The 12,880-nt window shown below is 69.2% G+C and carries 9 protein-coding genes; 6 read left to right on the top strand and 3 right to left on the bottom strand.

Features of this window, described 5'->3' with window-relative positions; genetic code table 11:
- Positions 1-24: 24 nt before the first annotated feature.
- Both DEIPR_RS04050 and DEIPR_RS04045 read right to left on the bottom strand, forming a co-directional pair.
- The gene (locus DEIPR_RS04050) at positions 25-567 is read right to left on the bottom strand and encodes a DUF2721 domain-containing protein (RefSeq protein ID WP_013614555.1); all 543 of its coding nucleotides are present in this window, start codon (positions 565-567) and stop codon (positions 25-27) included.
- Positions 564-1,283 (bottom strand): DUF2259 domain-containing protein, encoded by a 720-nt coding sequence (locus DEIPR_RS04045; RefSeq protein ID WP_013614554.1) that lies wholly within the window; start codon positions 1,281-1,283, stop codon positions 564-566. The genes DEIPR_RS04050 and DEIPR_RS04045 overlap by 4 nt, the downstream gene beginning before the upstream one ends.
- Positions 1,284-1,324: 41 nt before the next feature.
- Here DEIPR_RS04045 and DEIPR_RS04040 point away from each other — a divergent pair, with 41 nt between their 5' ends.
- From DEIPR_RS04040 to DEIPR_RS04030, 3 genes are read left to right on the top strand one after another with little or no spacing between them, the layout of a single operon-like run.
- Complete coding sequence (locus DEIPR_RS04040) at positions 1,325-1,591, top strand: hypothetical protein (RefSeq protein WP_013614553.1); 267 nt, start codon at positions 1,325-1,327, stop codon at positions 1,589-1,591.
- 32 nt (positions 1,592-1,623) lie between these two features.
- Positions 1,624-2,358: an SDR family oxidoreductase gene (locus DEIPR_RS04035; protein ID WP_013614552.1), complete on the top strand. Its 735-nt coding sequence runs from the start codon at positions 1,624-1,626 to the stop codon at positions 2,356-2,358.
- A complete protein-coding gene (locus DEIPR_RS04030) occupies positions 2,355-3,032 on the top strand; it encodes a YczE/YyaS/YitT family protein (protein WP_245532720.1) in 678 nt (225 codons plus the stop codon). Before DEIPR_RS04035 ends, DEIPR_RS04030 begins: the two co-directional genes overlap by 4 nt.
- Positions 3,033-3,097: 65 nt before the next feature.
- Here the strand turns inward: DEIPR_RS04030 and DEIPR_RS04025 are convergent, their stop codons facing one another.
- On the bottom strand, positions 3,098-5,236 hold the full coding sequence (locus DEIPR_RS04025) for a protein kinase domain-containing protein (protein WP_013614550.1): 2,139 nt from the start codon (positions 5,234-5,236) through the stop codon (positions 3,098-3,100).
- Positions 5,237-5,654: 418 nt separating this feature from the next.
- On the opposite strand from DEIPR_RS04025, the gene DEIPR_RS04020 reads away from it, so the two are divergent.
- The 3 genes from DEIPR_RS04020 (at position 5,655) to rnr (ending at position 12,878) form a co-directional block, all read left to right on the top strand.
- Positions 5,655-7,349 carry a hypothetical protein gene (locus DEIPR_RS04020; protein WP_041221937.1) on the top strand — a complete coding sequence of 565 codons (1,695 nt, stop codon included), beginning with the start codon at positions 5,655-5,657 and terminating at the stop codon, positions 7,347-7,349.
- Between the two features lie 68 nt (positions 7,350-7,417).
- Positions 7,418-8,212 (top strand): exodeoxyribonuclease III, encoded by a 795-nt coding sequence (locus tag DEIPR_RS04015; RefSeq protein WP_013614548.1) that lies wholly within the window; start codon positions 7,418-7,420, stop codon positions 8,210-8,212.
- A gap of 361 nt (positions 8,213-8,573) precedes the next feature.
- Positions 8,574-12,878 carry a ribonuclease R gene (rnr, locus tag DEIPR_RS04010; protein WP_013614547.1) on the top strand — a complete coding sequence of 1,435 codons (4,305 nt, stop codon included), beginning with the start codon at positions 8,574-8,576 and terminating at the stop codon, positions 12,876-12,878.
- The last annotated feature ends 2 nt before the right edge of the window (positions 12,879-12,880 follow it).

The raw sequence follows: 12,880 nt of genomic DNA, 5'->3' as shown, positions 1-12,880 counted from the left end.
CAGACGGGCTGCTGCTTTTCGGCTTTAGCGGACCGGCCTGGCTGCTGCCTGCCCTGAGGGCGAATGGGTCTCGTCGTACAGCTGGGAGTAACGCTCGCCCAGGCGCAGCATGAAGTTCATCTCCTGCCGGCTGGCTTTGGCGCTCAGGCGGACCTCCACGCTCAGCATCAGGGTGGCGTAGGCCAGCGAGAGCGAACCCAGCACCGCGATCACGGTGGGCAGCACGCCAGTCGTGCCCTGGGTCAGTTCACGCGCCCCAATCAGCACACTCGCCAGCACGAACAGGCTGATGGCCACGTACAGCCCGGTCATGGCGCGCAGCAGCATCCGGCTGCGCTGCGAGTGGATTTCCAGCTGGCCCATAATCATTTCCTTTTCGGCGGTCGCCAGAGTGCCGTCAAGGTGGTCACCTTCCACCAGGGCGCGGAAGCGGTCGGTGTAGTGCTTGATGCGGTCGGTTACCCGGCCCACACGGGTGGTGGTGCTCATCAGAATGGCGCCTGCCCCGCTGATCAGCACTGCCGGAGTAATCATGGCGGTCAGGATGGTCAGGCCGGGGTCCATCATGGCTTGGAGGCGGGCAGCGGAACGCGGTTCAGCAGGGTCAGCGGCAGGGCGTCGGGGCCTTCAAAGCCGGTACTGTAAGCCCGCAGCAGGACCGCCACGGCGTCTCCGTGCTGCCAGACCGCTTCCAGGCGGTAGCCGGCCGCACAGGCACGGCTTTCGGGAAGCCGGGTACCGTCGCGGAACCAGTCGGCACCATTCACCTTCAGGCGCAGGCCCACCGGCGCGGCCGGCAGCAGGCTGGAGAACTGACAGGTGTTGAAGGCGGCCTGCGGGCGCACCTCGATACTCTGCACGCTGCTGGGAGCCCCCTTGCCCAGAGTCACGGTCTGCGTCTCCTGCGGCGGCCAGCCGGCCAGCGCTGGCAGGGGCACTGCCTGCGCCCACAGCACTTGCCCAGGCACCGGCTGCTTCAGGCCCAAGGCGTTCAGCCGCTCGGCATGGCGGGCCAGCAGCGCTTCGGCCAGCTGCTCGGAGGTCTGCACGCCGGCTCCGCTCTCGGCACGCAGCACCTGCCGGTCTTCCAGAACCACGCCCACGCCCTGGCGCACCACCCGCAGGCTGGCTGCCGGAAAGCCGCTGCCGTCCTCGGTCCAGTGGGTCAGCATCAGGTGATAGGCCCCGTCCGGGCTAAAGCCGTAGCGGTAGGGCTGGGGCAGATTCGCCGCGGCCGCCTGGGCCGTCAGCAGGGTGAGCAGCAGCGGAACAGCGCGTTTCATACCTTCAGGATAACGCTGCGCCGCCCGGCTACAATGGCGCCATGTCTGCCCCGGCCAGCTCCCCCTCACCCCTGCCCCCGCAGCTGTACGCCTACGGCACCACCTCGGCCATGGGTCTGATGGCGGCGGCGCTGGTCTGGCCGCCGCTCAGCCCCTACGCAGTGGGCTGGATGGCGGCGATTCCAGTGCTGTCGGCGCTGTGGGTGGCCGTCACGAACTGGCGGACCGACCGCCAGCTCAGCGCGGCGGCCCTGTTGGCGGTGCTGGGCCTGGCGGCCGTGTTCTTCGGGCGCGGCCTGCTGACCTGAGCGAAACGCCGCCCCGGCCGCTACACTGCGGTATGAACCGAACCCCTTTCCGGCTGGACGGCAAACGCGCCCTGATTACGGGCGGCTCCAGGGGCATCGGCTTCGCGGCGGCGGAGCTGATGCGTGAACTGGGTGCCGAGGTGACTCTGGCCGCCCGCACTGAGAGCGAGGTACAGGTCGCCGCGCAGAGCATCGGGGCGGCCTGGGTCGCCGCCGACGTGAGCATACTCCAGGGCGTTCAGGCCGCTCTAAACGCCGCCGGGCAGGTGGATATCCTGGTCGCCAACGCGGGGGGGCCGCCGCCTGCGCTACCCAGCGAAGTGACCGAGGACGCCTGGGACAAGGGTTACCAGACCAATTTTCTCAGTGCCGTGCGGCTGGCGGACGGGGTGCTGCCGGGCATGAGGGAGCGTGGCTGGGGCCGCATTATCGCCGTGACCTCCATGACAGTGGGCCACCCGGCACTGAATCTGCCGGTGAGCAACGCCATGCGCGCCGCCGTGACCAATCACCTGCGGACGCTCAGCCTGGAAGTGAGCGCGGACGGCGTGACCTGCAACACGGTGGCCCCTGGCTACACCGCCACCCAGCGGCTGAAGAACCTGCACTCCGACCCCGAGCAGGCGGCTGCGCTGGCCCGCACCATTCCCCTGCAGCGCTTCGGTGAGCCGCGCGAAGTGGGCGCCGCCATCGCCTTTCTGGCGTCCGATGAAGCGGGATATATCACTGGGCAGGAGATTCTGGTAGACGGCGGTTACTCGATTTGACCGCCCGCCGAGCCGCGCCCTGGGCCGGTGTGAAGGGCTGGACCTTTGGTCCCCGGCTGGCCCTGTTGCTGCTGGGGCTGGGGCTGTACGGCCTGAGCCTGCGCCTGATGATTGACGCGGGGGTGGGCGTGGCCCCCTGGGACGTGCTGCACACCGGCCTGGCCGGGCGGCTGCCGCTGACCGTGGGACAGGCCGGCATCCTGATGGGCGTGCTGGTGGTGACGGTCAGCTGGCTGCTGCTGCGCCAGCCGATCGGGCTGGGCACGGTGCTGAATACCCTGCTGGTGGGCCTGTTTCTGGACCTGTTCGACTTCCTGCCGCAGCCGTCCAGACTGGGGCTGCGCTGGGCCGAGCTGCTGGGCGGCACCCTGCTGCTGGGGCTGGCCACCGGCACCTACGTGGCTGCCGGCATGGGCGCCGGCCCCCGCGACGGCCTGGTCATGGGCTTGGCGCGCCTGAGCGGGCTGCCGGTGACAGCGGTGCGCGTCAGCATTGAGCTGGGGGTGCTGGGACTGGGCTGGCTGCTGGGTGGGCAAGTGGGCCTGGGCACTGCCGCCTTTGCCGTCTTGAGCGGCCCGGCGATGGGCTGGGGCCTGGGCCTCTACGGCCTGGGTCAGGCCCGCAAACCCGGCCCTGAGGCTGAACCTGCGGCGCCCAGCCACCCGGTAGATTGACAACACCCAGAGCGACAGCACCCAAAGTCACAACCGCCAGAGTGACCCGGCAGAGGAGCTGGCCGCTACCCTGCCGGGAGCTGCGCTGCTGGTTCCAGCTCAAGCGGCGACTCCAGTTCACGGCGAAGGGTGCTGAGAGCCTGCACCGGGGTGTACATGTTGCGGGTGCCCAAGAGATCGCCTGAAGGGCTATAGATGCGCAGCAGCTGACCTCCGCGCGGCACCGCGTAAATCTGCCCACGCGGGCCGATGCCCAGCAGCCACAGGGCGTCCGGGGCCTCGCCCGCTTCACGGCTGAGGGCCACCGGGGCGCTGGGGGCTCCCTCAGCGTCCACCCGGCGCACCCTGCCGGCGGTGGCGTCCACCAGATACACCGCGCCGGCCTCGTCCACCGTCAGGCCGGTGAGAGGGCGCAGGTCGTCCGAGCCGCGTTCCAGTCGGAAAGCCAGCCGCGAGACATATTCGCCCTGTGCACTGAAGCGCTGCACACGGTGGTTGCCGCTGTCCAGCACGTAGAGGTATTTCCCGCCGGCGCACAGGGCCTGCGGCTGGCGGAACTCACCCTCCGCGCTGCCCCGCCCCCCGAAGCGGAAGCGGAAGCTGCCGTCCATGCCGTACACCTTGACCTGCTGCGATTCACCGTCCAGGACGTAATACTGGTCGCCCAGAGTGGCAAGGCCCAACGGGCGCAGCAGCTCGGCCTCGCCCAGGCCGTAGCGCCCGAACTGCCGGATGCGCCGCCCCCGGGAGTCCAGGACCCAGACCATGCCGCCTTCCAGCCACCGGTGCTGCCCGAAAGCCACCAGCAGCTGCCCAGGGCCGCCCCGGCCCAGAGCGCTGGGCACCCCCGGCAGCCGCAGGTCCTGGCCCTGCTCGGCGCCGCTGCTGCCCCAGCTCTGGCGCAGCTTGCCGCCGGTGTCCAGCAGCCGCAGCGTGCCCTGCGGATCATCTACAGCCAGCGCCAGCACGTCGGCGTCCTCGAAGGCGTCGTCCACCAGGATGTCGTCGTCCAGCGCGGCAATGACCTCGTCCAGGTTGGGCCGGCGGTCGGGGTCCTTTTCAATCATCGACAGAATCAGGTCGTTCAGGCGGCTGGGAATCCCGCGCCGCACCTGATTGGGCGGCTTGGGGTCCTCGAACACCTGCTGGTGCACCACCGACTCGTAGCCGCCCTCAAAAGCGGCGCGGCCGGTCACCATCTCGTAGCCCAGCAGGCCCAGCGCGTACAGGTCGCTGCGGGCGTCGGTACGGATGCCTTTGGCCTGCTCGGGGGCCATGTAGGTGGGCGTGCCGACCCGCGCCCCGGTCATGGTGAGGCGCGACAGAGTCTGCCCCACGGCAATGCCGAAATCCATCAGCTTGACCCCGCCGGGCTGAAGCTGTTCGCCGTCCCAGGCGCCCTGGAGCAGCATCACGTTCGACGGCTTGAGGTCGCGGTGAACCACTTTATGCAGGTGAATGTGCCGCAGGGCGTCGGCCAGCGCCCGGAAGACCTGCACCGCTTCGGGCAGGGTCATGGTGCGCTCCTCCAGTACCGCTTCCAGGGAGATACCTTCCAGGTATTCCATGGCGATGTAGTACTCGCCCCCGCTCATGCGGTAGTTGAAGACCTGCACGATGTTGGGGTGGCTGAACTGGCTGAGAATCTCGGCCTCGCGGAAAAAGCGCTTGACGAACTTCTCGTCGGCCAAGTAGCGCTCCTGCGGCACCTTGAGGGCCGCCGTAAGACCGTCGCTGCGCCGGCGCGCCAGGTACACGCTGCCCATACCGCCCACACCCACGCGCCGCTCCACCACGTAATCGGCAAAGACAGGAATGTGACTCTCGGAGGGGGGGAGGCCGGCGGGAACGCCAGGAACCCAGGTGCGGCGGCTGGGACCAGGCCGGGCGGCAGGCAGCCCGCTGCCGCGCCGGGACGTCCCCTCTTCGGCTCCGCGCACCAGGTGCCGCAGCCAGTCGGTCTGCCGCACCTGCACCCCCAGCAGGCCCGGCAGCATCACGGTCAGCAGCACCAGAGCGGCCTGCAGACGCCCCGGGGTCTGCTCGGCGTCCACTGCCCAGTTGACCGCCGCCACCAGTGCCAGTAGCCCTGCGAGCACCGCCAGAATAAGCCAGCGCAGGGTACGCTCGGACGGAAACATCATCAGCCGTAGTCCGGCCGCAAACAGTCCCAGCAGCAGCACACCATTGAGCAGGTCGGTCACCTCCAGGCTCCCGTCAACCCATCTGCTCCGCTTATCTGTTGACCCATGTCCTTCCCCATTTCCCACCTACCAGCTTAACCGTCAGCTCAGCTGGCACGCTGTTTTCGTTTTCACAACCGCCCGTGTTCCAGCTGCCGGGGTCCGGCCTACCGCACCTGCACCTGGCCTGGGCACGGTGCCCACCGGGGCCGGAGCGCGCCCTGAGCATGCACGCTTCAGGCATCCCAAACGCTGCCCGCAGATTTGGGCACTCAAGTCAAGCTAAGGTGCCCACCGTTTCTCCACTCTCACAGACGGGCCGGGCCGGCAGCGGAACCTATGGAACGGAAAGCCGCACGCGGCGGCCCGGCCCGCGGGAGCAGCGATGACAGCGCACAAAACCGCACAGAATGTCCGCAAGGTCACTATACTGACCCGGATGAGAGCAGACGACTGGCTGGAGGAACTGGTACAGCTGTACGAGTACCGTGTGGAAGACCTCGTCTTCGGCCGGAGCCCCCGGGGGGACCGCCACAGCTTCCAGGCCCTGCGCGAAACCCTGCTGTTCTCGGACGCCTTGGACGGCGCCGCCCGCAGCCGCCTGATGCAGACCGAGCGGCAGTTCCGCGAGCTGCAGCGCCAGGGCCGGGTGCACTTCTCGGTGGCGACGCAGCTGCGCCAGGCGCCCAGCCCAGCTTCCGACCTGCAAGACACCCTGCAGCGCCTGAGCGACCGCCTGTGGGAATCGGACGTCCGGCGCTGGCTGTTCGCCCGGCTGTGGGCCACCCGCAGCGAACCGCGCCTGATGCCGCTGCGGCTGCTGTCCACCGTCAGCGACAATCTGCTCCGTCAGCAGCGCGGCCAGGTTGCCGGCCCCCTGCTGACCCTGGAAGCGGCCCTGGAAGCTGGCCTCACCGGCCTTCCCCAGATTGAAGCGCTGAGCAATATTTTGCTGACCCTGCTTTCCACTGCCGGCGGGCGGGAGCGCCTGGACAGGGCCATTCAGGACCTGGAGCAGCAGGAGACGGCTGCCCCGGCGCCTGGACCGGCTGGGCTGCCGGGCACCCTGCCGGTCCAGGCCGAGGACAGGCAACTGCTGAGCCGGACCGCCGCCGCCATCCGGCTGCTGCTGAGCCGCTGGCCGGCCCGCAACCCGGTGCGCGGCAGCGCCGAGCTGCTGACCCCGGACCTGCAGGAAACCGGCGCGCCGGTGCTGGCTGTGAATCTCTCGGAGCTGGAGGAGCCGCGCTCCGTGCACTGGCGGGAACTGGCGCTGCAGCTGCGCCGCTGTGGTCCGGACGCCGAGATGCGCCTGGGTGAACGCGGCGCGGGAGAAAAGGAACGCTGCTTGGCGCTGCGGGGAGACCTCCCGGCCGAGCTGCGGCTGTGGAGCTTCGACCTGGGCGGCCAGCTGATTCACGCCGTGCTGGAAGACGACCTGTTGCTGCTGCGCAGTGAGCGGGCCGCCCCACGGGCGCTGCAGGTGCTGGCCAACCGGGCGCGGCTGTGCATTTATCTGGCGCAGCCGCACCAGGCCTTCGCGCCTATGCGGCTGGCCCGCGCCGCTGCGCTGCTGCTGCGTGGGCGAACGCTGGAAGGCACCGACCTTTCGGCGGCCAGCGCAGCCCGCTACGCCGCCGCCACACCGCCCCAGCTGGGCCAACTGGCGGCCCGGGGACTGGAAGCGCTGCTGGCCCTGAGCAGCGCTCTGCCCGAGTGGCAGCGCACCCAGCGCCTCCAGGAGGCTGCCCAGGCCCTGGGGCTCAGCCCTGCCGAGGGCCAGCTGATGTCCGAACTGCTGGGCACCGCCGGTCTGCCCGACCTGATTTTCGACCCGCAGGTGCTGCGCAGCGGCGGCTTACCAGTCCACCGGACCTTTGCGCTGCTGGACTGGCCGGCGGTGCCCGTCGAGCTGGATGTGGACGGCCAGCAAGTGCGCCTGAGTGGGCACCCACCCCGCAGTCCGGACGAGGAAGCAGGCCTCGGTGCCGAGCTGGAGAACCTGCCCCCACAGCCGCTGGACGACCTGCTGGCCTGGCCGCTGGAGCAGGCCAGCCTCTCGCTGGTCCGCCACGAAGGCTGGCTGGCCTATACCACCATTCCTTACGGCGCGCAGCAGGGCTTGCCGGCCTGAGCCGGCTTGCGGCCGGCACCCGCAGCGGCGCTGCCCCGCCAGCCCCGGAATGTGGCAAGCTGCAGAAGATGTCTGCCGAGCCTCTTTCCCAGGTGTCCTTGCTCCCCGCCCTGACCGTGACCACCCTCAACCTGAACGGGCTACGCTCGGCGCGGCGCAAGGGGCTGGAGGACTGGCTGACCCGCCACGCGCCGGACGTGCTGCTGCTGCAAGAGGTGCGGGCCCCCGCCATGCCGGAGGTGCTGGAAGCGCTGGGCTACCACTCCGCCTGGCACCCGGCGCAGAAGGCAGGCTACAGCGGCGTGGCGATCGCCAGCCGCCTGCCGCTGCAAGACGTGCGGCTGGGCATGGGGCACGAGGCGATGGACGCCGAGGGCCGGCTCATCTCGGCGCAGGTGGCGGGGGTCCGCTTTGCCAGCGTGTACCTGCCCAGCGGCTCGTCCGGCGAGGTGCGCCAGAGCTTCAAGGACCGGCTGCTGCTGGACTACCAGATTTGGACCGACCGACAGCGAACGCAGGGACCACTGGTCATCGGCGGCGACTACAACATCGCCCACCAGCCCATTGACCTGAAAAACTGGCGCAGCAACCAGAACAACAGCGGCTTTTTGCCCCACGAACGCGAGTGGATGACCGCTCACCTCGCAAGCGGCCTGAGCGACAGCCACCGCCTGCACCTGGGCGAGCGGGCCGAGTACACCTGGTGGAGCAACCGCGGCCAGGCCTACACCAACGACACCGGCTGGCGCATCGACTATCTGCTCACTTCGCAGGTGCAGACGGCCGATGTCTGGGTCGACCGCCCCGCCCGCCTGAGCGACCACGCCCCACTGACGGCGCGGGTCATCCTTCCGGTCAAGTAGGGCGCCGGCCGGATAGGGCGGAAGCTGATAGAAGCGCCGCTCACAGGCATGTTAGAATCGCCTGGCTGCCAGGTGACAGGACAGGAAACAGGACTTCGGCAAAGAAAAGTCCTGTTTCCGGGCCACCTGAGACAAGCAACTTTTCTGCGAGACCGCAGAACTTTCCCCCTCTCCGTTCTGGAGCCGGCGGCCCCGGCAGCGCCCTCTCCCCGATGGGCCAGGCCCTGGAGCAGGGCACCGCAGCCATCCGGGCCTGCCCCCAGACAGCGGCGCGACCGTGAACAGATCTCAGCCGCCCTGCACGCTCCGAATCCGGAAAGCCACCACCTTCAAGTCTGCCCGCCGTCCTGACAGGTACTTCATGCCAAAAACCAAACCAAAAGCCGCCACTTCCGAACAGCTTGAAGTGGCCGGCACCGAACAGAACGCCAAGCCCGCCCGTACCCCCCGCAAGAAGGCTACTGACGCTGATACCGCCGGGAAAAGCAAAACCGCGAAAGGCCCCGCCAGGAGCAAGAAGGCCGCGAGCAAAGATGCCGTGGCCAAGGAGGCTGCCGCAAAGGGCGCAGCCAAACGCTCCAAGAAGGCGGCGGAAGCGAGCGCACTGGAGGCGGCCCCAGCCCGCCGCACCCGCAAGGCGGCTGCCAAGTCTCAGGCGCTTGAACTGAATACCCCGCCTGTGCCTGAACTGGTCGTGGACACCGCCCCTGCGCCCGAACCGAGCGCCCCTGCGCCCGAACCGAGCGCTGCGGTGCCCGGACCCATTCAGGAAGCCCCCGCTCAGGAGCCCCCTGTTCAGCCCAGCCTGGCCGAAGCCATGGAAGAACCTGCCGCCGACCAGAACGAGTCCCAGGAGCAGGCCGAGCCTCAGGCCCAGGCCGAGGCTGAAGCGCAGCTCAAGCCCCGCCGCACTGGTCGCCGTAATGCAGCTGCAGCGGAGGAACCGGCTGCCGCCAAAAAGCCGAAATCCACCCGCCGCAGGGCCGCAGCCGGGAAGAGCGACACCGCTGCCCAGACTCCGGAAAGTGCTGCAGAGTCGCCTGGGGCCGCAGTAGCCACGGCCGAGTCGAGCGAGGAAGCCGCCACGTCTACCCCGCCCAAGAAAGCCCGCCCGCGCCGCAGCAAGGCTGCCCTGGCCGGAGCAGCGGCCAGCACGGACACGGGCAGTACGGGCAGCGAACCGGCGACCGCTGAAGCTGCCGGCACCGAATCCGTTGCCCCCGAGGCGGCCGCACCCGAGCAGCCGGTCAAGCCCAGGCGCTCGGCCCGCTCCACCTCTCGCAGCAAGAACAAGGCCGCAGCGGAAAGCACCCCTGCTGCGCCTGAAGTGGCCGTCCCCATGACCACTGAGGCCCAGGAGCCGCTGACCGACCTGCCAGTGGCCGAAGGCGAGGCCCCCCAGAGCGGCGCCACCGAGGCAGAACCCGTACGCAGGTCTCGCCGGAGCGGGCGCCGTCAGGTCGCCGCTGCCGGGCCGGCCGAGGCTCCGGCAGAAGCAGACACGGATACGGCTCCCGCAGCACCTGCCGACGCTGCCGACGAGCCGCTGGTACTGCACCGCCCCAAGCGCGGCAAGAGAAAGGCCCAGCCCAGGGAAGACGTCCTGGACACCGACCTGGAAAAGCTGAGCGGCGTAGAACCGGTCGAGCCGCAGGGCGAGGGTGAACCGGCTGAAGAGACGGCGAGCGAGCCAGCCGGTGAGCTGACCGACGACACGGACGGGAGTGCAGGCAGTGACGTGCTGGCTGCCCTGCTCCCCGACCTGCCGCCGGCACCGCCGGCTCCTACCCCAGCCGCCGAACCCGGACGCCTTAGTGACCCGGTGCAGGAGCTGCTGGTCAGCCAGCTGCGCTCTATCGGCCGGCCGATTCACGTGCGTGACCTGGAAAAATCCTTCACCCGGCAGAAGGCCCGCCTGGTCGGCAGCTGGCGTGATATCGAGGGCGTGCTGGAAGACCTGACCCGCTCTGGCCTGGTGGTGCGCACCCGCAAGAAGACCTACGGCCTGCCCGGAGCCATGAACCTGGTGCGCGGCCGCTTTCAGGCTGCAGCGGCCGGCTTCGGCTTCGTGGTGCCGGATTCGGGCCGTGAAGATTACTATGTGCCGGCGGAAAGCACCCTGGAAGCCTGGAACGGCGACACCGTGCTGGTGCGCCCCGAGGGCCACGGCCCACGCGGGGGCAACTCGGGGCGCCGGGGCAGCCGCTTTGACGGGAACCCGCAGGCCACGGTGGTGCGCATCGTGCAGCGCCACTACTCGCAGCTGGTGGGCACGCTGGAATACAGCCACGGCTACCCCATTCTCAAGGCCGACGACTTCCGCGCCCGGCACCGCATCCTGCTGCTCAGCGAGGGTCTGGAAGAGCTGGAAGCGGGCGCCCGCGTGGTGGTGGACCTCTACTGGCCCGAAGACACCGGCGAGGACGAGGTGTTCGGGCAGATCAGCCGTGTGCTGGGCGAGGAAGACGATCCCGAAACCGAAACCGAAGCGGTGATGGTCAAGTACGGCCTGCGCGGCGAGTTCCCGCCCGAAGTGCTGAGCGAGGCGGGCCGCATTCCCGCCGAGATTCCCGACTCGGCCCTGCGCGGCCGCCTGGACCTGCGTGAGCTGAATACCTTTACGGTGGACGGCCGCGACGCCAAGGACTTCGACGACGCCATTCACATCCAGCCCACCGAAGCAGGCACCTTTCTGGTCGGGGTTCACATCGCAGACGTGAGCCACTACGTGCGGGCCGGCAGCGAGCTGGACGGCGAAGCCTACGCCCGCGCCACCAGCGTGTACCTGCCTGGGCGGGTGCTGCCCATGCTGCCCGAACACCTCTCCAACGGGGTGTGCAGCCTGGTGCCGAACGAGGACCGCCTGACCATGAGTGCCCTGGTCGAACTGTCCGCCGACGCCGAAATCCTGAACGTGGAAATCGGCCCCAGCGTGATTCACTCCAAGGCCCGCCTCACCTACGATGAGGTGCAGGCCTACAGCGAGGGCACGTCGCCCATGCCCGAGCATGCCCGGCACCTTGAAGGTGACCTGCACCTGCTGCTCAAGGTCACGACCAAGCTGCGGCAAAAGCGCCTGCGTGAGGGCAGCCTGGACTTCAAGATGCGTGAGGTCAAGGTGGACGTGGATGAGGACGGCCGCATGGAACTGATTCCGCTGCGCGAGGAAACCGCGCGCGGCATGATCGAAGACCTGATGCTGCTGGCCAACAAGGCGGTGGCCCACTTTCTGCTGGAACGGAACGTGCCCACACTGTTCCGTATCCACGAGGAGCCCACGCTCCAGCGCTTTCAGGACGTATCGCAGGCCATCGGGCGGCTGGGGCTGGCCTTTCCGGGCGGCGAACCCACTCCGCAGGCCTACCAGGAAGTGCTCAAGCAGGTGCGCGGCACGCCCCGCGAAAGCGTGGTGAACACCTTGCTGCTGCGTTCCATGCAGCAGGCCAAGTACGCCGGCGAGAACCTGGGCCACTTCGGCCTGGCATTCGACGAGTACCTGCACTTCACCTCCCCCATCCGCCGCTACCCGGACCTGATGGTGCACCGGGTACTGCGCGGCGTGCTCAGCGGTGAACTCCGCCCGGCCAGCCGCGAGGTGGACCAGCTGCGCTCCGCGCTGCCCAGCATGGGCGAACACACCTCCGACCGCGAGCGCAACGCGGCCGAAGCCGAGCGCGACCTGACCAAGTACTATCAGGCGAAGTGGGCCCAGGAGCATCAGGGCCTGAGCTTTATGGGCAGTGTGTCGGGCGTGGTCGCCAGCGGCCTGTTCGTGGCGCTGGACAACGGCGTAGAGGGCAAGCTGCACATCAGCAACCTGGACGACGACTATTACATCTATCTGGAAGATGCCCAGATGCTCAAGGGCCGCAGCACCGGGCGGACCTTCCGGCTGGGCGACGCGCTGGCGGTGACCATCTCGGAGGTCAAGCCGCTGGCCCGCCAGATTGATTTCACCGTGCCCGAGGAAGGCACCGAACTAGAGGAGATTGTCATGAGCGAGAACCAGCCTTCGGGCAACAAGACGCAGGGGTCCGGACAGAAGGTGGGCGGCCAGCGGGTCCGCGCCCGCCGCCGCGAGGACCGCGAACAGGAGCGCCAGCAGAAGCTGTCCAACGTGCGCCCCAGCCAGCCCCGCTTCACCCTGGACGAGGACGCCGCCGGACGCAGCCAGGGGCGCGGACGCGGCCCCCGCAGCGGCAACGGTGAAGGCCGCAGCGGTGAGGGGCAGGGACGCGCCCAGGGCGGACGCCCCGGCCGTGACGGTGGCCAGGGTGGCCGCTCACGAGGCGGCCAGGCTCAGGGCGGCACTCAGGGCGGCAGCGGTCGCCGGCGGGTCATCACGCTGGAACGCCCCCGCAACGAGCACCTGCGCCCGGTGAACATCACCGTGCAGCGGATGTACTTCGGGGACTGGAGCGTGGAGAACATGCCCGAAGACGACGGCCAGCCGGGCAGCCGACCCGGCCGCAGCAGTGGCCCGCGCGGAGGCACCGGCCGGGTCGGTGGCCGCGAAGGCCGCCCCCCCCAGGGAGGCCGTGGCCGCAGCGAGGAGGGAAATGGCTCCGGTCACGGCGGTGCACAGCCGCAGGGGCAGGGCGAAGGAGACCGCCGCCGCCGCCGCCGCCGGAGCCGCCGCCCCGGCAGCGAGACGCCGCAGGGCTGAAG

Source organism: Deinococcus proteolyticus MRP (assembly GCF_000190555.1).
GTDB lineage: Bacteria > Deinococcota > Deinococci > Deinococcales > Deinococcaceae > Deinococcus > Deinococcus proteolyticus.
The sequence above is the reverse complement of the archived record's forward strand: the minus strand, read 5'-3'. Positions and strand labels throughout refer to the sequence as shown.

What these genes read in the sequence shown, in the direction of transcription:
- DEIPR_RS04050 (WP_013614555.1), bottom strand. Translation starts at nt 567, where the DNA reads ATGATGGACCCCGGCCTGACCATCCTGACCGCCATGATTACTCCGGCA.
- DEIPR_RS04045 (WP_013614554.1), bottom strand. Translation starts at nt 1,283, where the DNA reads ATGAAACGCGCTGTTCCGCTGCTGCTCACCCTGCTGACGGCCCAGGCG.
- DEIPR_RS04040 (WP_013614553.1), top strand. Translation starts at nt 1,325, where the DNA reads ATGTCTGCCCCGGCCAGCTCCCCCTCACCCCTGCCCCCGCAGCTGTAC.
- DEIPR_RS04035 (WP_013614552.1), top strand. Translation starts at nt 1,624, where the DNA reads ATGAACCGAACCCCTTTCCGGCTGGACGGCAAACGCGCCCTGATTACG.
- DEIPR_RS04020 (WP_041221937.1), top strand. Translation starts at nt 5,655, where the DNA reads ATGAGAGCAGACGACTGGCTGGAGGAACTGGTACAGCTGTACGAGTAC.
- DEIPR_RS04015 (WP_013614548.1), top strand. Translation starts at nt 7,418, where the DNA reads ATGTCTGCCGAGCCTCTTTCCCAGGTGTCCTTGCTCCCCGCCCTGACC.
- rnr (WP_013614547.1), top strand. Translation starts at nt 8,574, where the DNA reads ATGCCAAAAACCAAACCAAAAGCCGCCACTTCCGAACAGCTTGAAGTG.